This is a genomic window from Amycolatopsis sp. NPDC005232, assembly GCF_040607795.1.
GTDB lineage: Bacteria > Actinomycetota > Actinomycetes > Mycobacteriales > Pseudonocardiaceae > Amycolatopsis.
The window spans coordinates 36,708-55,729 of the sequence record NZ_JBEXHL010000021.1; the positions used below are offsets into that span (position 1 = coordinate 36,708).

Annotated in this window: 20 protein-coding genes; 9 read left to right on the forward strand and 11 right to left on the reverse strand. The window is 67.5% G+C overall.

The window, feature by feature from the left end:
- Positions 1–8: 8 nt before the first annotated feature.
- Positions 9–1,898 carry a transketolase gene (locus tag ABZU76_RS33000; RefSeq protein ID WP_354876310.1) on the forward strand — a complete coding sequence of 630 codons (1,890 nt, stop codon included), beginning with the start codon at positions 9–11 and terminating at the stop codon, positions 1,896–1,898.
- Between the two features lie 189 nt (positions 1,899–2,087).
- On the opposite strand, the gene ABZU76_RS33005 is transcribed toward ABZU76_RS33000, so the two are convergent.
- Together ABZU76_RS33005 and ABZU76_RS33010 are read right to left on the reverse strand one after the other, a co-directional pair.
- Positions 2,088–2,492, reverse strand: a complete 405-nt coding sequence (locus ABZU76_RS33005; protein WP_354876312.1) for a nuclear transport factor 2 family protein — start codon at positions 2,490–2,492, stop codon at positions 2,088–2,090.
- Positions 2,493–2,672: 180 nt separating this feature from the next.
- Complete coding sequence (locus tag ABZU76_RS33010; RefSeq protein WP_354876314.1) at positions 2,673–2,840, reverse strand: hypothetical protein; 168 nt, start codon at positions 2,838–2,840, stop codon at positions 2,673–2,675.
- Between the two features lie 343 nt (positions 2,841–3,183).
- Here ABZU76_RS33010 and ABZU76_RS33015 point away from each other — a divergent pair, with 343 nt between their 5' ends.
- The gene (locus ABZU76_RS33015; RefSeq protein ID WP_354876601.1) at positions 3,184–4,347 is read left to right on the forward strand and encodes an MFS transporter; all 1,164 of its coding nucleotides are present in this window, start codon (positions 3,184–3,186) and stop codon (positions 4,345–4,347) included.
- A gap of 43 nt (positions 4,348–4,390) precedes the next feature.
- On the opposite strand, the gene ABZU76_RS33020 is transcribed toward ABZU76_RS33015, so the two are convergent.
- The 6 genes from ABZU76_RS33020 to ABZU76_RS33045 all read right to left on the reverse strand — a co-directional run bounded on the left by ABZU76_RS33020 (position 4,391) and on the right by ABZU76_RS33045 (position 9,965).
- Entirely contained in the window at positions 4,391–5,062 is a 672-nt protein-coding gene (locus ABZU76_RS33020; protein WP_354876316.1) for a response regulator transcription factor, read from the reverse strand.
- Positions 5,059–6,321, reverse strand: coding sequence for a GAF domain-containing protein (locus ABZU76_RS33025; protein WP_354876319.1), 1,263 nt, complete (start codon positions 6,319–6,321; stop codon positions 5,059–5,061). Before ABZU76_RS33025 ends, ABZU76_RS33020 begins: the two co-directional genes overlap by 4 nt.
- A 111-nt stretch (positions 6,322–6,432) precedes the next feature.
- Positions 6,433–7,386: a PDR/VanB family oxidoreductase gene (locus ABZU76_RS33030; RefSeq protein WP_354876604.1), complete on the reverse strand. Its 954-nt coding sequence runs from the start codon at positions 7,384–7,386 to the stop codon at positions 6,433–6,435.
- Positions 7,387–7,471: 85 nt separating this feature from the next.
- Complete coding sequence (locus ABZU76_RS33035; RefSeq protein ID WP_354876321.1) at positions 7,472–8,710, reverse strand: Rieske 2Fe-2S domain-containing protein; 1,239 nt, start codon at positions 8,708–8,710, stop codon at positions 7,472–7,474.
- Entirely contained in the window at positions 8,704–8,961 is a 258-nt protein-coding gene (locus ABZU76_RS33040) for a hypothetical protein (protein ID WP_354876324.1), read from the reverse strand. Before ABZU76_RS33040 ends, ABZU76_RS33035 begins: the two co-directional genes overlap by 7 nt.
- Positions 8,962–9,098: 137 nt before the next feature.
- A complete protein-coding gene (locus ABZU76_RS33045; RefSeq protein ID WP_354876327.1) occupies positions 9,099–9,965 on the reverse strand; it encodes a DNA-3-methyladenine glycosylase 2 family protein in 867 nt (288 codons plus the stop codon).
- Positions 9,966–10,385: 420 nt separating this feature from the next.
- Here ABZU76_RS33045 and ABZU76_RS33050 point away from each other — a divergent pair, with 420 nt between their 5' ends.
- The 5 genes from ABZU76_RS33050 (at position 10,386) to ABZU76_RS33070 (ending at position 15,040) form a co-directional block, all read left to right on the forward strand.
- On the forward strand, positions 10,386–10,934 hold the full coding sequence (locus ABZU76_RS33050; RefSeq protein WP_354876330.1) for a carboxymuconolactone decarboxylase family protein: 549 nt from the start codon (positions 10,386–10,388) through the stop codon (positions 10,932–10,934).
- A gap of 109 nt (positions 10,935–11,043) precedes the next feature.
- A complete protein-coding gene (locus tag ABZU76_RS33055) occupies positions 11,044–11,838 on the forward strand; it encodes an isocitrate lyase/phosphoenolpyruvate mutase family protein (protein WP_354876333.1) in 795 nt (264 codons plus the stop codon).
- Positions 11,839–11,897: 59 nt separating this feature from the next.
- Entirely contained in the window at positions 11,898–12,545 is a 648-nt protein-coding gene (locus ABZU76_RS33060; protein ID WP_354876336.1) for a nitroreductase family protein, read from the forward strand.
- Between the two features lie 182 nt (positions 12,546–12,727).
- Positions 12,728–13,897 carry a 3-oxoadipate enol-lactonase gene (gene pcaD / locus ABZU76_RS33065; RefSeq protein ID WP_354876339.1) on the forward strand — a complete coding sequence of 390 codons (1,170 nt, stop codon included), beginning with the start codon at positions 12,728–12,730 and terminating at the stop codon, positions 13,895–13,897.
- A 225-nt stretch (positions 13,898–14,122) separates the two neighbouring features.
- A complete protein-coding gene (locus tag ABZU76_RS33070; RefSeq protein ID WP_354876342.1) occupies positions 14,123–15,040 on the forward strand; it encodes an NADP-dependent oxidoreductase in 918 nt (305 codons plus the stop codon).
- 136 nt (positions 15,041–15,176) lie between these two features.
- Here ABZU76_RS33070 and ABZU76_RS33075 read toward each other — a convergent pair whose 3' ends face one another.
- Positions 15,177–15,617 carry a GNAT family N-acetyltransferase gene (locus tag ABZU76_RS33075; protein WP_354876345.1) on the reverse strand — a complete coding sequence of 147 codons (441 nt, stop codon included), beginning with the start codon at positions 15,615–15,617 and terminating at the stop codon, positions 15,177–15,179.
- A gap of 238 nt (positions 15,618–15,855) precedes the next feature.
- Here ABZU76_RS33075 and ABZU76_RS33080 point away from each other — a divergent pair, with 238 nt between their 5' ends.
- The gene (locus ABZU76_RS33080) at positions 15,856–16,089 is read left to right on the forward strand and encodes a hypothetical protein (RefSeq protein ID WP_354876348.1); all 234 of its coding nucleotides are present in this window, start codon (positions 15,856–15,858) and stop codon (positions 16,087–16,089) included.
- Positions 16,090–16,142: 53 nt separating this feature from the next.
- Here ABZU76_RS33080 and ABZU76_RS33085 read toward each other — a convergent pair whose 3' ends face one another.
- Together ABZU76_RS33085 and ABZU76_RS33090 are read right to left on the reverse strand one after the other, a co-directional pair.
- The gene (locus ABZU76_RS33085; RefSeq protein WP_354876351.1) at positions 16,143–16,817 is read right to left on the reverse strand and encodes a TetR family transcriptional regulator C-terminal domain-containing protein; all 675 of its coding nucleotides are present in this window, start codon (positions 16,815–16,817) and stop codon (positions 16,143–16,145) included.
- A 94-nt stretch (positions 16,818–16,911) separates the two neighbouring features.
- The gene (locus tag ABZU76_RS33090; RefSeq protein ID WP_255638216.1) at positions 16,912–17,541 is read right to left on the reverse strand and encodes a TetR/AcrR family transcriptional regulator; all 630 of its coding nucleotides are present in this window, start codon (positions 17,539–17,541) and stop codon (positions 16,912–16,914) included.
- A gap of 774 nt (positions 17,542–18,315) precedes the next feature.
- On the opposite strand from ABZU76_RS33090, the gene ABZU76_RS33095 reads away from it, so the two are divergent.
- A complete protein-coding gene (locus tag ABZU76_RS33095) occupies positions 18,316–18,999 on the forward strand; it encodes a hypothetical protein (protein WP_354876354.1) in 684 nt (227 codons plus the stop codon).
- Positions 19,000–19,022: the final 23 nt, after the last annotated feature.

Below are 19,022 nucleotides of genomic sequence, written 5' to 3' on the forward strand. Positions count from 1 at the left end.
AGAGAATTGTGACCGACACCCGGCAACCCGCCACTGACCTCAGCCTGGACGAGGTCGCCGAGCTGTCCGCGCAGCTGAGAGTCGACTCGATCCGCAGCAGCACCAGCGCGGGCTCCGGCCATCCCACTTCCAGCATGTCCGCGGCGGATCTGCTCGCGGTGCTCGTGGGCCGGCATCTGCGCTACGACTGGGATCGTCCCGAAGTCGACACCAACGACCACCTGATCTTCTCGAAGGGGCACGCTTCCCCGCTGCTGTACTCGGTGTACAAGGCTGTCGGGGCCATCGCCGACGACGAGCTGATGTCCGGTTACCGGCGCTTCGGCTCACGTCTGCAAGGCCACCCCACGCCGATCCTGCCGTGGGTCGACGTCGCCACCGGCTCGCTCGGGCAAGGCCTGCCGGACGCCGTCGGTGTGGCCCTGGCCGGCAAGTACCTGGACAAGCTGCCTTATCGCGTATGGGTGTTGTGCGGCGACAGCGAGATGGCGGAAGGCTCGATCTGGGAAGCGCTGGACAAGGCGAGTCATTACCGGCTCGGCAACCTCGTGGCGATGATCGACGTCAACCGGCTCGGCCAGCGCGGGCCCACGGAATTCGGCTGGAACCTCGACGCCTACGCCCGTCGCGCCGAGTCGTTCGGCGCGACGGTGATCTCCGTGGACGGCCACGACTTGCCGGCGATCGACCAGGCGCTCCACGCCGCGGGGGCGGGCGGCGACCGGCCGACAGTGATCCTTGCCAAGACCATCAAGGGCAAGGGCTTCTCCGAAGTCGAGGACCAGGAGGGCTGGCACGGCAAGGCGCTGCCTGCCGAGATGGCCGAGCGCGCGCTCGTCGAACTGGGCGGTGAGCGGAATCTGCTGGTCCGCGGCCCGGTGCCGGCCTTCGACCGTGCCTTCGACCGTGGCCCCGAATTGCGGTCGCCGGGCGCTGCTACACCGAGACCTGCTTACTCACTGGGCGAAAAGGTGGCCACCCGGAAGGCGTACGGCGACGCACTGAAGTGGCTGGGCGGCATGCATCCCCGGGTCGTCGCGATGGACTGCGAGGTCAGTAACTCGACGCACACCGACGAGTTCGCCCACGCCTACCCGGACCGCTACTTCGAGATGTACATCGCCGAGCAGCAGCTCATCGCAGCAGCCGTCGGGCTGAGCGTGCGCCACTACGTGCCGTTCGCGTCGACGTTCGCCGCGTTCTTCACCAGGGCGTACGACTTCATCCGGATGGCGGCCATCTCCGCCGCGGACATCCGGCTGGTCGGCTCGCACGCCGGCGTCGAGATCGGCGCCGATGGTCCCTCGCAGATGGGGCTCGAGGACCTCGCGATGATGCGCGCGGTTCAGGGCTCGACGGTCCTGTACCCCAGCGACGGACCGAGCACCGTGGCACTGACCAAGGAGATGGCCGACCGTCCCGGCGTCTCCTACCTGCGCACGACGCGCGGCGGATACCCGACGCTGTACTCGGCGGACGACGAGTTTCCGATCGGTGGCGCCAAAGTGCTGCGTTCCACCGACGACGACGTGGTGACGCTGATCGGCGCCGGCGTGACCCTGCACGAATGCCTGGCCGCGGCCGACGAGCTGGCACGAGAGAACATCGCCGCGCGGGTGATCGACCTCTACTCGGTCAAACCGGTGGACACACAGACCCTGATTGCCGCGGCCGACGTCACCGGCGGACGGATCGTGGTCTCCGAGGACCACCACCCGGAGGGCGGGCTCGGGTCCGCCGTCGCCGACGCGCTCTTGGCGAGCGGGCTGACACCGCTGCGGATGAAACACCTCGCAGTGCGGGAAATGCCCGGCTCGGGCGCGGCGCACGAACTGCTGGACGCGGCGGGGATCTCCGCGTCGCACATCGCCGGCGCGGTACGGGCGCTGCTGGCCTGAACGCGGGCCGAGAGGTGGATGCTGCTTCGAGCATGCGCCGAGACGGCCGCGGGGTACTGGAGGATCAGCTCAACGTCGCTGCGGTCGGCCTCGACCGGGCGCAGCGACGTTGAGCAGAACCCGGCCCCACCCAGGGCATCGGCCAAGTGCGCCGGCGAGCACTCCGCAGCGCTGCCAAGGAGCCCGGTTTCACGCCCCTCCGGATTCGCCGGCAAGAGCGATGATGTGGGTCACGCCGGCGACGTCGAAGTACTCTTCGATTCGGGTGATCTTGCCGCCACTGACGGCGAGGTACATCGCGATGTCGAGAGCGGACTCCTCGCCGTTGGGCAGCTGCCCGCGCAGGACGTGCTGTTGGAAGACCCCGTCTCCGACGTCGACACGGCGTGACACGTCGAAGCGCAGGCCGCGGATGGCCGTGCTGAACAGCCGGAGGACGGCGAGATTGGCTTCGCGGTCTTGTTCGCCGGCACCGTCGTTGTGCCAGATCACGGCATCCTGGGCGTAGAGGGCGCGCGCGGTGTCGATGTCGCCACGTTCGACTGCTCGAAAGAAGTCGTCGACGACGGAGATGTTCGTCTTGGTCTCAGGCATGGGTGCCACCCTCGGTGTGTGAATCGGCCGCGATCCGAACCTACCAAGGATGACTGGACTGTATAGTCCCCGAATCGGTTCGCTTCCGCTGGAAAGGCCGGTCGAAGCTGAAGGCGAACGTGTCGACGGGGGAGAGGGCCAGTAGCAGAGCCGCCGCCGCAGCGGCGAAGACCGAGGCGCTCACCCGCCGAACCGATCGGCGACGGCCGAGAGGAATCCGGCGGCCAACGCGAGGCGTGCGAGCACGGTCGCGGCCGACCACACGCGTTCCGCCCGGGCGATCGAGTTCGGGGACAGTGCGCCGCGTAGTGTCCGGGACCCGTACTGTTCCTCGGTTTGCGAAACCATCAAGTCTCCTTTGTGGACGCTCTGCGGACACCCTCGATGCTAGGCGGGGCGCGGCCGGAACCGTAACCGCCGAACGGCGATAATTGATCTTGAACCTCGTCACCTGAGCATTGCGGCCCGATCCGCCTCAGTCAAGAGGACTGTATAGTCCAAGGTGTGATGGACGGACGTTGCCGGAAGCGCGTCCCCCTCCTGGATCGAGACACAGCGAGACTCCTGGTGAAGCCGCGGCGTGGTTCAGAACATCAGACGAAGAGAAAGGCGTGGCTCGATGTCCAACGTGTCACCAAAGACCGGCGTCGCGCGACGGGGGACAACACGCACCCTCGCGTTCTTGTCCGGGGTGGTCGCGCTCGTGGCGTCGTTCGCCGCGGTGGGCTCGACGATCCCGCTGTTCAACATCTACCGGGCCGAGGACGGGTTCACCAACGCCGACATCTCGATCACCGTCGTCGCCTACTCCGTCGCCACTCTCAGCACACTGCTGGTGGTGGGACGGGTGTCGAACCACCTGGGGCGACGGCCCACTTCCGTCGCCAGCCTCGGTCTGCTCCTGCTGGGGTGTGTGCTGTTGCTGAACGTGCATCACGTCGGCATCTTGATCGCCGGTCGGCTCCTGATGGGCTTCGGTGCCGGCGTGGCGAGCAGCAGCCTCACGTCCTACATCGTCGACGCCGCACCGGCCAGGCCCTCCTGGTTGGCGTCCGTCGCCTCCAGCCAGACAGTGATGCTCGGCCTCGCCGTAGGCGCCATCGGTTCCGGCGCGCTGGTGCAGTTCGGTCCGTGGCCGCGTGATCTCGTCTACCTGGTGGTGATCGGCCTGCTTCTCGTCTCTGCCGCGCTCATCATCGTGAGCCCGGAAACCGTCACTCCGACGCCGGGTGCCTGGCGGTCGCTGCGACCCCGGGTCCGCGTTCCGGCCAGGGTGAGGCACCTGCTCCCCGTCGCGGCGGCGGTGCTCCTGGCCACCTGGGCGACCGGGGCCTTCTTCCAAGCCTTCGTACCGGCGTTGGTCGAAGACCAGCTCCACAGTCAGAGCCCCCTCATTTTGGGGCTGGTGTTCGCCGCGTACATGGGTCCGAGTGTTCTCGGCGCTCCGCTGGGTGGCCGGTTCACGCCGGCGGTGGCCCAGCGCGTCGGCATGATCGGGTTTCTGGTGGGGATGATCGGCATCATCACGGCGATCGCGGCCGGTGCGCTGGTGCTGTTCTTCGCCGCGACGATCGTTGCCGGCGCCAGCCAAGGCATCGCCATCAGTTCCGCCACCCGCGGGCTGCTGGAGGGCAGCGACGTGGCCGACCGGGCACCGATCTTCACGGTCGTCTACATCCTCTCCTACTGCGGCGCGACGATCCCCGCCCTCATCGCCGGCCGGCTCTCCGCGTCCTTGTCGCTACCGCAGATCGCTCTCGGGTACGGCGGCCTGGCCCTCATCGCCACCGTGTTCACCGTCCTCGCCGCCCGCAATCCCCACGCCGGCACGACCGGTGCACTGCCGGCACGGTGACCGACAATCAGGTTCGCCGGAGCGGCCGGCCCAGCCCGTCAGGTCAGGTCGACTCCGAGGTGAGACCCTCGCGGACGGCGAGCAGCGCGGCCTGGGTCCGTGAGGCGACGCCCAACTTGGCGAACAGGTTGCTGACGTGGGTGCGGGCCGTGCGTTCACTGATCTGCAGCTTGTTCGCGATCTGGATGTTGGACAGCCCCGTCGCGATGTGGATCAGCACCTCACGCTCGCGCGGCGTCAGCCCGTCGAGACCTGTGCCGCCTGGTTCGGCCGGGCCGGTCAGGCAGCGGGTGATCGCGGAGTCCAGATAAAGCTCGCCACGAGTCGCGGCGCGAACCGCCGCGACGATCTCGTCGGAACCCGCGTCTTTGAGGAGGTAACCGGACAAGCCGGCGTCGATGGCCCGCCGGACGTTCCCCGTCTCACTGAAGCTGGTCATGATCAGGATCTTCACGGTGGGATACCGCGCGGTGATCAGGCTGCCGACCTGTATGCCGTCGATACCCGGAAGGACCAGATCCATCAGGATCACATCCGGTAGCCGGCCCCCCTGGGCCAGTTCCGCGAGGCGCCCCAGCGCGTCTGCCCCGTCAACGGCCTCGCCCACCACCGAAAGACCGGGAACCGCGTCAGCATACGAACGCAGCCCAGCCCTGACCACCGCGTGGTCGTCCACGAGCATCAGTCGGATCTGCTCGGCTGCCGGCTCGTTCACTGCTTCTCGCTCGCCACGTCGGACGGTTCCTGCCAGTCGATTTGGACGGCGCCGTCGGCAGTGACCGACCTGCTTCCCGGCTCGGCGGGGCAGAACTCGAGGCGCACGAGAGTGCCGCTGCCGGGCCGGGTCACGATGGTGAGCTTCCCCCCGAGGCGCTCGGCGCGTTCGCTCATCGAAAGCAAACCGACGTGGCCGGGACGCGAGCTTCGCTCTTGGAACCCCACTCCGTCGTCGGACGTCTCGACGACCAGGAGGGTTCGGGACTCCTCGTGTCGTTGCGCGAATCGGATGACCGCGTGCTTCGCCTGGGCGTGCTTGACGACGTTGTGGAACGCTTCACGAACGAGGTACCACACTTCCTCCCGATGCTCGGGAAGCAGGTCCATGTCGCCGACCTCGTCGACGACCTTCACCGTGAGATCGGTGCCGCGACTCGCCTCGGCGACCCACTCGCGGATCGACATCACCACGGACCTTTCCGGAGGCTGCGGTGCCCGCAGTTCCGCGATCATCGAACGGAACGACTTCACCACCGACTGCGACAGATCCACCACCCGAGCGGCGTCAGCGCGAATTTTGGCGACCGCACCGGCCCCGGACGTCTCGTTGGTCAGTTCGATCGCCCTCGCGTGCATCGACAACGAGAACATCTCCTGCACGATGGAGTCATGCAGGTCGGCGGCGAACTTGCGACGCTCCTCGATAACCGCGCGGGCTCGGCTGTCGACGATCATTCCGGCGTGGTCGATCGTCACTGCGGCCTGGTCCGCGACGGCCGACAGGAAGTAGATCTCGTCGGGATCCGGTTCTTGTCCGGGTGGGTAGAAGGCGCTCAGGTAACCGAGCACACCGTCGGGCAAGATCAACGGCGCTGCCACGAAGCTCTCCCAGGAAATCGCCTGATGTATCGACAGAATCGGCGCCCAGGCGGGATTGGTGCGAAAGGTCTCCCGGCGGTGGGATACGACAACGGGCCTGCGTTGGGCAATCGCGTTGAGGGAGACCAGTTCGGCGCCGAGCGCCTGGCACTGGACGAGCCGGTCGCGCAATTCGTCCGCGGTTCCGGGCAGACCTGACAACGCTCCGATGGGCAGGGTGCGCCAGCCTGCCTCGCTGAGTTGAATGTGGACGGCCGCGAGTCCGGCCGACCGCCGGACCTCACCTGCCAGGGCGGTGAGAGTGTCGGACAGGGAACCCGATCCGGCCAGGGTCGCCGCGACCCGCGACATCGCCTGAAGGCCGTGATCAGTGGCCATTAGTGCTCCCGGTGGACCGACGTGGTGAGGCTGATCGTGCCGCCGAGGACAGCACGCCCGATGGTGACCCGGCGGGGATATCGGATCCAGTGCCGGCCGGGCTCCACGACATCATAAATCGAGTACGAGTTTCGAGGACCCGGCCCGGGACACGCAGATCATCATGGTCTTGCCTTCTTCCCGTTCCTCGTCCGTGAGCAGGGAGTCACGATGGTCCGGCGTTCCGGAAAGAACCTTCGTCTCACACGTCCCGCACGTACCCTGCTCGCACGAATAGGGAGGCCGGACCCCGGCGCGTTCCACCGCTCTGAGAATGGTTTCGTCGGGTGCTACCGTCAGCGAGCCGCCGGTACGAGCCAGCTCGACCTCGAACGACGAGTGGTCCGGCGAATCGGGTACTGGCTTCGGGACGAAGCGCTCCAGCCGCAACGAGCCGGCCTTCCAGCTCGCACACCGTTCCTCGACCGCGAGCAGCAAGGACTCCGGTCCACAGCAGTAGACGAGGACATCGTCGGCCGGAGTCCCGAGCCACTCGTCGAGGTCGAGCCGGCCGTTCTCGTCTTCCGGGCAGAGGACGACCCGGTTCCCGTATCTCGACGCGAGCTCCGCACTGTAGGCCATCGACCCACGGGTGCGCCCTCCGTACAAGAGCTGCCACCGGGCGCCGGCCGCCTCGGCCGCGGCGACCATGGGCAGGATCGGGGTGATGCCGATCCCGCCGGCGACGAACAGGTAGCGCGGCGACGGCAGCAGCGGGAAGTTGTTCCGCGGCCCCCGAACGCGCACGGCGGCGCCTTCGGTCAGCCGATCGTGGACGTGGGCCGACCCTCCGCGGCCATCGTGTTCGCGCAACACCGCGACGCGCCACTCGGCGCGCGCCGGCCGACCGCAGAGTGAGTACTGCCGCACGAGGCCGTCGTCGAGGAGAAGATCCACGTGGCTGCCGGCGTCCCACGCCGGAAGGTCTTCTCCCGACCGGTTCGCGAGGACCAGCTCGACGACCTCCTGGGCGATCACGGTTCGTCGCACCACCACGAGGTCGAGTTCGACCTCTCGCCGTGTCATGTCCGTCTGGGTCACCGTTCGACTCCACTTCGTCGTCGCTTCGTGCAGGCCGGCAGCCGGCCGGCCGGCGCGATGGGCGGTTTGATCAATCAGTGACGTTCGTCGGGACCAGCGTCTGCCACGGAACCCCCTGGGGGATGAGTCCCGACCCGGCGGTGAACTTGGCCCAGTCGACGGAGCCGTCGAGCCCCACGGGGTCGCCGCCCGCCTCGACACTGCGCGCCGCGTCGATCAGCAGGCGTCGCATGCGCACCACGGCGATGTCCGCTGCGACGAGATGCTCTTTCGACCGGTCGACGATGGGGTCCATCGAATCGGTCACGAGTGCGTCCTGAGGAATGAGGCCGGCCACTCCCGAGAACGAGGTGCCCGCCACCATCGCCTCGCGATCCTGGGCTGGACTCAGGACGTAGTCCGGCGCTTGGACATCCTGGAGGCTCCGCCACTTCAGCCATTCCGCCTTGTCGATCGGCTTCTCCGGGTCGCCCGTCACCACGTACGTGCAGGTGTGCGTGTCGTCGATCGGGACGTAGAGAAAACCCAGGTTCATCGGGGGGATCAGCGCCTGGAACGGCATGATGAACGGTGTGACGCGCACGTAGGACTGGCCTTCGTGCTCACCCTTGAGTTTCCGGATCGCCGCGTAGTGGAAGCCGAACTTCGTGTCCTCGACCTCGAGCAGGGGAGCGTCGTCGGTCGTCGGGAAGCGGTCCCGGCCGATACCGTCCGGGTCGTATTCGCCGGTCCTGGCGAGGGCGATCTCGGTTTGGTGGAGCAGGCCGACATGGGATGAGTCGATCTCTCCCTCGACCCCCTGGATGAAGTTGCCCCTCTGAACGGCCTTCGTCGTCGCGAGGTGGCCAGGCGGCACGTTCATCCAGACGTAGCTCGGCGGCGGGGGCTGCTTGTCCGCCGGGCCCAGGTACACCCAGACGATCTGACCGGCCTCGTGCACGGGGTGTGCCGGCGCCCGCAGACGGTTTCGGAACCGTGAGTCGGGGAGATTGGGTGTCTCCTGGATCGTCCCGTCCACCCCGAATTTCCACCCGTGGTACAGGCAGCGGATGCCGCAGTCCTCCACGCGGCCGATCGCCAGGGAAGCGCCGCGGTGCATGCATTTCTCATCCAGCACGCCGACGGTTCCGGCGGAATCACGGAAGACCACGAAATCCTCGCCGACGAGGCGGAACTTCCGGGGAGGTCCGTCGGGTTCCGCGACGTCGCTCGAGAGGCAGATCGGGAGCCAGTACCGGCGCAGCAGCGCACCCATCGGCGTGCCTGGCCCGACGCGGCAGAGATAGGCATTTTCCTCGGCGCTCAGCATGGTGGCTCCTGTTCCGGCGTTCCCGCCCAGGTGATGGCTGTCTTGTCGCCTTCGAGCGAATGATCGACGACGACATCGAGGTCGAGCAGTACCAGTGGGTTTCCTCGGGACAGTTCGGCCCGTTTGACGAGCGCAACGGATTCGTACCCGGAGGGACTGACGCGCAACTCCGCCGGCTTCGTCCGGCCGTCCCGGTACCCATTGAGGATCGCGACGCAGGCACCATCCAGTAAATGGACGATCGATGTCATTGAGTTCCTTCCGTCAACCACTGGATCGAACTTAGGACGGGCGGGAGAACCCGACAATCGGTCGTTTTCCCCAGGCGTCACTCAGTCATTCACTGCAGTGCCTACGTCATTTGACGTGGGCTGTTCGTCGCCAATCGTCAGCGGAACGGCCGGGCCCGTGGTGCGCGGTGGCTGCGCCGCGGCGCAGCGCGCGGAGTGAGCTCGAGGAGGCGAACCACCCGGTAGCGGTGCGGCCGCCACGGCAGGTAGAACGCCTCGATCTCGTGCTGTGCCAGTGGACGGCCGAGCAGGGCCATGCCGGTCATCCGGCCGAGGTGGAAGTCGCCGAGCGGCAGCGCGTCGGCGTCGCCGAGCGCGCGGTGCCCGACCTGCGCTGCAGTCCACACTCCGATGCCCGGCATCGCTGACATCAGTTGATACGCGCGAGCGGGGTCACCGGCGGCACGGTTGAGCTTGGCCGCGTGCCGTGCGGCGAAGACGACGGCCTTCGAGCGGTGCAGGTCGACGCCGGCACGCCGCCATTCCCAGATCGGAAGGTTCGCCCACACGTCGGGCGAAGGCATGACCCGCATCGGGTCGGGCGCCGGACCCGGTGCCGGGCCGCCGTGCGCGTTGACGAGGCGCGTCCAGGCGGCTTGAGCGTCCAAACCGACCACCCGCTGCTCGAGAATTGCCGGGACGAGGGCTTCGAACAGTCTTCCCGTGCGCGGAACGCGGAGGCCGGGCCGCCTGCTCCAGGCCCGCTCCAGAACGGGATGTGCCGGTCGGAAGTCCTCTGGACGGTCGTGTTCGCCGAGCTCGGTACGGATGTTCTCGACGAGTTCCGCGGCACCGGGCCCCCACGCGTCGACATCCAGGTCGTCCAGGCGCTGTTGCCGGATCCGGTAGGTGACCGGCCCGGACGGGGTCAGGGCTGTCCGCCACAGGGTCCCGTCGGCTTCCTCGCGGTGGGTCGGATCGTGGCGGCCGCGCCTCAGGCTCTTGAGTGTCAGCTTCGCGTCCACGGGGAAGGCGGGCTGCCAGTGCAGAGAACAGTCCGGCGGCGGGTCGATGGTCCCCTCCCTGGGGTGTGCGGGAGCGAGGTCCCTCAGAAGGCGTGCGGTGTCCTCACCAGTGGACTCAAAAGTCCATTGACTGTCAACCAGCGAGCGGTGGAGTCGGTAAGAACAACTCGACAGGGAGCGTTCGTGCGCGAGTGTCTGGTCTGTATAGTCCAGTCCAGGGTTCTTCGTCGCGACGAGATCCGGAACTCGGCGCCGACGGAATCGCCCCTCGCAACGCACGTCACCAGGTCCAACGCATCCGGCGCCACCAGTCAAGCCACAGGCAGCGCAGGCTTACCGCTGCGGCGGAACTCGGGAGCAGTAAGAGCCGACTTGAGCGTGACGCTGACCACTCACACACCTACCGGAGGTTGATTCGCTGTGTCACGACTGAACGCGCCCGCTCCAGACGACGTCCCCGCAGACTCGCGGCAGATACTCGAGGGGATTGGTGCGCAGCTCGGCTTCGTCCCGGACATGTTCAAGGTCATCGCGTCGAACCCGACTGTTCTCGGAGTCGTCACGACACTGCAAAGCACCTTGAGCCGGGTTCTGGACGCGAGGACCCGGCACAGCATCGCGCTGACCGTGTCGGAAGCCAACGGCTGCGACTACTGCCTGGCAATGCACACGTACGTGTCGTCCGAGTTCGGCGGGATGTCGAGCGACGACATCGCTCTGGGCCGCGCCGGGAGCTCGGTCGACCCCAAGCGCGCCGCGGCCGCCAACTTCGCTCGGCGGGTGGTCGACAGCCGCGGACAGGTCAGTGACGAGGACCTCGCGGGTGTGCGAGACGCCGGGTACACCGATGCGCAGATCTTGGCGATTGTCACCGTCGCGGTGCAAGCGCTGCTCACGAACTTCATCAACAACGTCAACCAGACCGACATCGACATCCCCGCGGTCGACGCCGCCGGCACACCCGGCTGATCGCCACAGCCGCCGTCAAGGCGGCGCACGCGGCCCGGTAACCCCTCACAGCCCCATGATCATCCACGAAAGGTGCGCTATGCCGGGCTCCGAGCTCTATGAGAAATTCATGGCGCTACACACCCGCGACGGTGGCTTCGTCATGCCCAACGCCTGGGACGGCCTCTCGGCGCTGATGCTGGGCGATGCCGGTTTCGAGGCGATCGCGACGTCGTCGGCAGCGCTCGCGGCCATGCTCGGCCGGTCCGATGGCCGCCACGAAGTCACTCGCAGCGAGCACCTCGAGCATGCGGGGCTGCTCGCCCGGCTCACCGGACTGCCCGTGAACGGGGACTTCGAGGACGGTTACGGCGACACGCCTGAAGACGTCGCGGCGACCGTCGAGGCCGCCGTCGAGTTCGGCTTGGCCGGCGTCGGAGTCGAGGACACCTCGGGTGATCCCGACCAGCCGATCCGCGACTTCGACGAGGCGGTCCGGCGCGTGCGCGGCGCCGTCGACGCGGCCAAGGGACGCATCGCCGTGACCGGGCGCACCGACAACTTCATCCAGGGGCGACCCGATCTCGACGACACGATCCGGCGCCTCACGGCTTTCGCCGAGGTCGGCGCGGATGTGGTCTACGCACCGTTCCCCCCGGACCTGGCGGCACTCGAGGCGATCGTCACCGCGGTCGCGCCCACCCCGGTCAACGTTCTCGTGTCACCCGCGGACAAGGTGCTGACCGTCGCCGAGCTGCAGAAGGCCGGCGTCAAGCGCATCAGTCTGGGGCCGTTCCTGTACGTCAACGCGATGGCGGCGCTCGAACAAGCCACCAAGGCGCTCGTCGCGGGGGACCTCGCGGCCGCGACAACCGGTATGAGCTTCGACCGGATCAGCGAACTGATTGCCCACGGCAAGAACTAGCCCGAACCCCATGAACCACCACTGTTCACCTACTGGTTGCCACAAGAAAGCAGATTGACATGGATCTCGAAAAGCTCATGAGCCAGCACCTCACCCGGGCTTTCGATGGCAGTAAAACGATCCCGGACGAAACCCTTCACCAACTGCTGCGGTTCCTGCGGTCCGCGCCGACCTCGACGAACATCCAGCCCAACCACTTCTACGTCCTCGCCTCGGCCGAAGCCAAGAAGCAGCTCGCGGACAACCTGGGCGAACGATTCCAGGACAACGGCTCGAAGATCCTGAACGCGTCGCACACCATCATTCTCACCACCCGGGCGGATGTGCCCGACAGCCACCTCGACGAGGTGTTCGCCAAAGAGACCGCCGACGGTCGGTTCCCCGACGCGGAGAAGAACGCGATGTGGCAGTTCATGACCCGCGACTTCCTGAACCTGCGCAACTACGCCTACAAGGATCTGAACCACTGGATGGAAAAGCAGACCTACATGGTCATGGGCATGACCATGATGGCGGCCGTCGAGCTCGGTGTCGACGCCACGCCGCTCGAAGGGTTCGACCCGACCAGCGTCGACAAGGCGTTCAAGATCCGCGAAACCGGTCACACCACGACGGTGCTGCTGGCTCTCGGGTACCCCGTTCCCGAGAAGGCATACAAGGGCCCGATTTCGCGGTTCGAAGCTGACCGGCTGTACACCTTCATCTGAGCACCCAGTCCGCAATCCGGGTGGTGCGGAAGTGCCGAAGGCGGGCGTCGACGAGATTCGGAACCGCGGCGAGGCAGGCCTCGATCTCGTCGGCGCTCGCGAGGTCCGGCAGCGCTTCTCGCCGACCTGGACGCGTCCGACACATCACCCATCGTGATGACAACCAGCACGAAAGACACCCCATGACCGTCCTGCACCATCGCGCCGACGGTGGGGGCAGCGCGCACCCCCTGATCCTCGGGCCGTCCCTCGGCACCACGCTGTCCGTGTGGGAGCCGCAGGTTTCGGCCCTGGCTCGTGACCGTCAGGTGATCCGGTACGACCTGCCAGGGCACGGCGGTTCTCCGGCTGAGCTCCTACCCGTCGACGCCACCGTCGGCGACATCGCCGGCCTGGTCCTCGCGCTCGCGGACCACCTCGGCATCGAGCGATTCGCCTATGCCGGGATCTCGCTGGGCGGGGCCGTGGGCTCGTGGCTCGCCGTCCACCACCCCGACCGGGTCGCCTCGCTCATGCTCGTCGCCACGTCGGCTCGCTTCGGCGAGCCTGACCGCTGGCGTGAACGCGCGCACCTCGTCCGGACCGACGGCATCGCTCCCGTCGCGGATACCGCCGCCGGCCGGTGGTTCACCCCGGCCTTCGCGGCCGATCCCACCGCCCAGGCGCTGCTCGCCGACCTTCGGGCCACCGACGCCACGGCCTACGCCGCGTGCTGCGACGCACTGGCTTCGTTCGACCTGCGTGCCGAGCTGCCCCGGATTATCGCGCCCACCCTGGTGATCGCCGGTCGCGAGGACCGGGCGACACCGGTCGACCACAGCCGCCTGCTGGCCGATCGGATTCCGGGCGCGAGCCTCACCGAGGTCGCGCACGCGGCGCACCTCGTCACGGTCGAACGTCCCGCTTCCGTGCTGGCCGCGCTGCGCTGCCATCTCGACGGCCACGGCGAGACCCAGGACACGACGGCCGCCGGTGACGACGGCTCCCGCTATGCCGCCGGCCTCGCCGTACGCAGGGCCGTCCTGGGCGACGCCCACGTGGATCGGGCGATCGCCGGGACCACCGAGTTCACCTCCGTGTTCCAGGACTTCATCACCCGCTACGCCTGGGGTGAGGTCTGGACTCGTCCCGGCCTCTCTCGGGCGACCCGCCGGTGCATGACCCTCACCGCGATGATCGCCAACGGTCACCAGGAAGAATTCGCCATGCACGTCCGGGCCGCGCTCGGGGACGGAATGACTCCCGCGGAAATCCAGGAAGTGCTGCTGCAATCGGCCATCTACTGCGGGGTCCCCGCGGCCAACATCGCGTTCGCCATCGCCGACAGAATAATGCAGGAGAACGGCAGCTGACTGGATCAGCGCGCTCGGCACGAGATCCTTCGGGGCCGGCTCCTGACTCGACCTGCGTCAAACTGTCCTGAAATTTATTCACGGTATGGCCGTGCGGCAAGCGTGCCCGAGCGCACCGGCACTCTCTGTTGATCAAGGTCGTAAGACGTCGAAATCTCATGCCGCCAATACCGCTGTACTGAACGTACTGTGCAGGCGAAGACCGGATGCAGAGAGAGGTGCCCGATGAAAGCGATTGTGGTGACGGACGAGGCCGCGGGAACGGCCGGGATGACGCTCGTGGAACGGTCGGAGCCGGCCGCGGCGGGGAACGACGTCCTCGTCGAGGTTCACGCGTCGGGGTTCACCCCGGGTGAGCTGTCGTGGCCCTCGACCTGGACGGATCGCCTGGACCGGGATCGGACGCCGTCGATCCCCGGGCACGAGGTGGCCGGCGTGGTCGCGAGCCTGGGCTACGGCACCGCGGGGTTGTCGGTGGGCCGGCGGGTGTTCGGTCTGACGGACTGGACTCGTGACGGCACGCTGGCGGAGTACGCGGTCGTCGAGGCGCGCAACCTCGCGCCGCTGCCCGGCGATGTGGACTTCACCGTGGGTGCGAGCCTCCCGATCTCGGGTCTGACCGCCTGGCAAGGGTTGTTCGTGCACGGCCGGCTGGAGTCGGGACAGAGTGTCCTCGTGCACGGCGCGGCTGGGGGAGTCGGGTCGATGGTGACGCAGCTCGCGCGGGAGGCCGGGGCTTACGTCGTGGGTACCGGGCGCAAGGCCGACCGTGAGGCGGCGCAGGATTTCGGGGCGAACGAGTTCGTCGACCTCGAGAACGACGCGCTGGAAGACGTCGGCGGTGTTGATCTGGTGTTCGACGTGTTCGGCGGTGACATCGGGGCACGGTCCGCGCGGCTGGTTCGCGCCGGGGGCACGCTGGTGACGATCGCCGGTCCGCCGGAGGTGCGGCCCGCTGACGGCTTGGCGGTCGACTTCGTCGTCGAGGCCGACCGCACCCAGCTGGGTGAAATCGTTCAGCGCGTGCGTGACGGCCGGGTGCGGACCAACATCGGCACCGTGGCGAGCCTCGACGACGCCGTGGCCGCGTTCAACCCGACCGAACGGACGAAGGGGAAGACGATCATCCGCGTTCGCCCGTAACGACTCGAAGACCAAGACCGGCCAGAGCCTGACGCGATCGCGGAACCGGCCGCCGGGTACGGGCTGACCTTCGGCGACCCCGCTCGGCTGGATGAGGTGGTTCGACGCCACGGCCTTGTCGACCCGCGGCAAGTGCTCAATCCAGCGGGTAGATGTAGCTGATGAAACCCTGAAAATTGGCGACCTTGTCGTAGAGCAGCCGCGCACGCTCGTTGTCTTGCTTGGTGTGCCAGTAAAGCCGGGCCGCACCGCGGTCCCGGGCCACCTGGGCGACGTGCTCGATCAGCAAACGCCCTGCGCCGTGGCCGCGCGCGGCCTTGTCCACGAACAAGTCCTGCAGGTAGCACGAACCTGACGACCACGGGTTGGCGTGGAACAGGTAATGGGCGATGCCGACCACCTGCCCGCCGTCGAGCCGGGCGGCGCAGCCGAACACGTCCTCGGCCCGCAGAAGCCGCTGCCAGGTCCGTTCGTAATCCTCATCCGACACCTCGGTCCGGTAGAACTCCTTGTAACCGCGCGCCAATTCTTCCCAGCGGTCGCGGTCTTCCGCCTGCATCGGACTGATCTCGATCACTTCGCCATTATGGGTGGAGAGTGTCCAAGGTGGAAGACCGGACGGAGATCCGCACGTGGATGTCGAGGTCCGTGTACTTGTCCCCATCGATGCCTGACAGCCGCTCTTCAGTGGTTCTTACTCGTAAGAACCACTGAAGAGCGGCTGCTAACGGTCCAGGATTGCAATGGACAAGCCGGCGCCAGGCACCCAGGGTTCGTGGCGGTCACCCACGAAATGACAAGTCTCGAGGCAAGGCATGAGCAACTGTGACGCACTGGACGAGTTCCTCCGGACCGATCCGCGGGACGTCGGTTGCGACCTCGCTCTCGACGCGCTCCACACCTATACGGAGATGGCGGCGGCCGGCGACAACCCCGAAGAGCATTACCCAGGGTTGGCGACACATTTGCAGTCGTGCTGCGCCTGCTCGGGAGATCACGAAGCCCTGTTGCGCGCGCTGCACGAATTCGGCGGCGACGACCGGCTCTGACGAGCATCCCATCCGGTCCTGCAACGTCTCTGCCCCGTCTGCGAGAGGTCGGGTCAGTTGCGGACTTCGCTCGATGACGGGGGCAGGAGAGGCCTGCCCAGTCCAGAACGGCACCGAGAGGAATGCATCCTCAGGTGATCGAGCGACACGTCGAGGACCGTGGCCAGCTGGTCGGGGTCACGCGTGGTCCGGGCGAGCAGGAATCCGCCCTGCAGCGCACCCATGATGGCGGTGGCGATCGTGTCCGGGTCGGCGCCGGAGTCGAGCTCACCGTTTTCCCGGATGCGCCGGAACGCCGCCGCGAGAAGACTTTCCCATGCCGCGAACCCATCGACCAGGGCGCGGTGACCACGCTCGTACCGTCCGGCGAGCTCGCCGATGAGCGACCCGATCGGGCAGCCGCCCGCGCCGCCGCTGACGCGGTTGTCCTCGACGAGTTTGTCCCGCCAGGCTTGGAGATCGGAGAGCGAGCGCACTCCCTCCAGCAGGGGCTTCTGGGCCGCGAGCACGCCTGCTACCTGGGCGCGGACGACCGCCTCGAAAAGCGCGTCTTCGTTCTCGAACGCCTGCTGGAGTTGTGCCTCGGGGACACCGCTGGCCGCCGTGACGTCGGCGAAGGTGATCTCCCCGAGCTGGCGCTCGCGCAGCAGGTTGATCGCCGCTGTCACAACCAGCCGGTGCGGCTCCGGGGCGTCCTCGGCGTGCATCCCGGTCTGGTCACCCGACATGCCTCGAACACTAGCGGACGTGCGGTGCGGAGTACACCTCGGCCCGGAAGCATTCTGGACGGTCGGGTCCACTGTTCGGTTCCGGTGCGGGCGGCTACGCGGCCAGGAAGGTACGAACGTGATCGATCGCCATGTCGAGCGTCAGCTTCATGGGCTCGGTGGAGTGGGCCGTCTGCGCGAGCAGGTAACCACCCTGCAACGCGGCGACCAGAAAGGTCGCGAGCTTTTCGGGATCCGCGTCCCGCCGGAGGATGCCGGAGGCGCGCATCCGTGTCAGCCCCTCCGCCAGCAGCTCCTCCCAGATCTCGAAGTACTTCGCGAGCATCGAGCGGGCTTCATGGTCCCGATCGGCCAGCTCGGAGGCCAGCGAGCCGATCGCGCAGCCGTAGGCTCCGTCGCGGAGGGAGGCACGCTGGAGGAGCGCGTCGCGCCAACGTTCGAGGCCGCGGATCGAGTTCAACCGCCTGAGCTGGTCCTCCTGGCGGGCGATGAGCTGCGCGCCCTGGGCTGCCACGACCTCGCGCACGAGGGCTTTCTTGTCGGGGAAGTGGTGGTAGAGCTGCGACTTGCTCGTGCTGCTGGCTGCCCGGACGTCGTCGAGCGTGGTCGCGGCGACTCCTTTGACCTGGATCAAGTCGACTGCCGCCTGCACGATGCGGGACCGGGTCGCCGCTCCGCGGGCGGTCAGCCGGGTTGTCTGCGTCGTGCCCTCCGGTTCGTCCACGGCCGTCAGGTTACCGCACTGTGTGACCGGCGACCTATGACCAGCTGGACCGCACGGTCCGCATGGAGGCGGCACTCGGCCCCGTCGGGAGCGGGTTGGGTGCGCACTGCCGACGGCTCGTCGCGCGTCGCGTGCGGGACGAAGCCGGCGATCGGCTCCACGGCGGAAGGCGGCGTACCTGCGCGAGCAACGGTATCCTTGCTGGTAGCCGCATTGGCGCCGTGCGTTCGGTTGACCGGAGCGCGCGGCGAACCCGGGGTGGACCGTTCGTGGCGGCACGCCGTCCCGTCCGGCATGGGTTGAGGCCGAGGCCGGAGATCTGCTGCTGCCGCTGAGCCGACCTTACCGATTCCTTTCGATTTCAGTCCGCCGCGAATCGCGCGACCGGAATCTCGGGCGTGCGGCGAGCGCGAGGCGTTGCTGATCGCGCCGCGCCGGTGGGGCGAGGCAGCAGGTCGGCAACGCGACTCTCATGGGAGCGTCAGGTCGCGCTGTGACGCGGCACGCGGTGGTGGGTCACGCTTTGCTTGGACCTCAAGGTCCAGTATACGGTGGCATCATGCTGGACCTTGAGGTGACGCCGGTTCGACGCCGTACCCGAATTTCCGCAAATAATGACGCTTCTCATTTGGAAAATTCCGCCCCCCAGGTCGCCGCGAGTGGAGGCAATGGCCGAACGTCGAACGTCATCGAAGAACAAAATAAGGGACCTATTGGTCCAGTTAATTCGGTCTGCGCAAGTGTGGTCGCTCTTTCGTGCCGGAGGGCCGGGTCATGACCGGTGATTCCGCCGGAGAGGGGGCGGCCTTCGAGTCCGTGGCCGATGGCGCTGCGAGGCAACGGGTATTGGCTGCGCTGGTGGACCTGTTGTGTCAGCGCGGGCTGCGGGCCGCGGAACTCGGCGTGGTGGCCGACATGGCGGGCGTGAGCGGATCGTGGCTGCGCGGCTACTTCGCGGACGTCGAGGCACTCGTCGCGGAGCTGGTGCGGATCCAGGTTCGCGACGTCTTCGAGAGTCCCGGCCGCCGGCTGATGGCGGCCGTCAGCCCCGACGACCTCTACCAGTGGCGTGACGATGTGGTAACCCGTTATCGCGCCACGTGGATCTCGGCCGGATACCCGCTGGGCATCGTCGTCCACGAGTTGACTGGGCGCGACGGTCGGGCCGGTCAGGCCCTGGCGATGAGTCTCGGGCCGTGGCAGTCCGCGCTCGAAGGCGCCTTCCTGCGGCTGCGCGATCGCGGCGAGCTCGCGATCGGGTCGAGGCCGGCCGAGTTGGCGACCGCGGTCATGGGGGCGCTCGTCGGTGCGATGGGCCGGTTCCGGAAGGTGGGCACATCGGATGACGTGCTGGAGCCATTTGACATCATGCTCCGCCACGTCCTGGCCTCGCGAGGCCCCGAGCAAGGACATGACGATCGGCCGGGCCGCCGTTCTGGCCCAGTTGGTCCTCGCTGACCTCGGTGGATGACAGACCCCTC

Bases quoted from the DNA above. Each gene is read 5' to 3' on its own strand.
- ABZU76_RS33035 (WP_354876321.1), bottom strand. From the start codon at position 8,710: ATGCTGAGCGCCGAGGAAAATGCCTATCTCTGCCGCGTCGGGCCAGGC.
- ABZU76_RS33005 (WP_354876312.1), bottom strand. From the start codon at position 2,492: ATGCCTGAGACCAAGACGAACATCTCCGTCGTCGACGACTTCTTTCGA.
- ABZU76_RS33055 (WP_354876333.1), top strand. From the start codon at position 11,044: ATGGCGCTACACACCCGCGACGGTGGCTTCGTCATGCCCAACGCCTGG.
- ABZU76_RS33060 (WP_354876336.1), top strand. From the start codon at position 11,898: ATGGATCTCGAAAAGCTCATGAGCCAGCACCTCACCCGGGCTTTCGAT.
- ABZU76_RS33070 (WP_354876342.1), top strand. From the start codon at position 14,123: ATGAAAGCGATTGTGGTGACGGACGAGGCCGCGGGAACGGCCGGGATG.
- ABZU76_RS33010 (WP_354876314.1), bottom strand. From the start codon at position 2,840: ATGGTTTCGCAAACCGAGGAACAGTACGGGTCCCGGACACTACGCGGC.
- ABZU76_RS33040 (WP_354876324.1), bottom strand. From the start codon at position 8,961: ATGACATCGATCGTCCATTTACTGGATGGTGCCTGCGTCGCGATCCTC.
- ABZU76_RS33025 (WP_354876319.1), bottom strand. From the start codon at position 6,321: ATGGCCACTGATCACGGCCTTCAGGCGATGTCGCGGGTCGCGGCGACC.
- ABZU76_RS33080 (WP_354876348.1), top strand. From the start codon at position 15,856: ATGAGCAACTGTGACGCACTGGACGAGTTCCTCCGGACCGATCCGCGG.
- ABZU76_RS33085 (WP_354876351.1), bottom strand. From the start codon at position 16,817: ATGTCGGGTGACCAGACCGGGATGCACGCCGAGGACGCCCCGGAGCCG.
- pcaD (WP_354876339.1), top strand. From the start codon at position 12,728: ATGACCGTCCTGCACCATCGCGCCGACGGTGGGGGCAGCGCGCACCCC.
- ABZU76_RS33095 (WP_354876354.1), top strand. From the start codon at position 18,316: ATGACCGGTGATTCCGCCGGAGAGGGGGCGGCCTTCGAGTCCGTGGCC.
- ABZU76_RS33030 (WP_354876604.1), bottom strand. From the start codon at position 7,386: ATGACACGGCGAGAGGTCGAACTCGACCTCGTGGTGGTGCGACGAACC.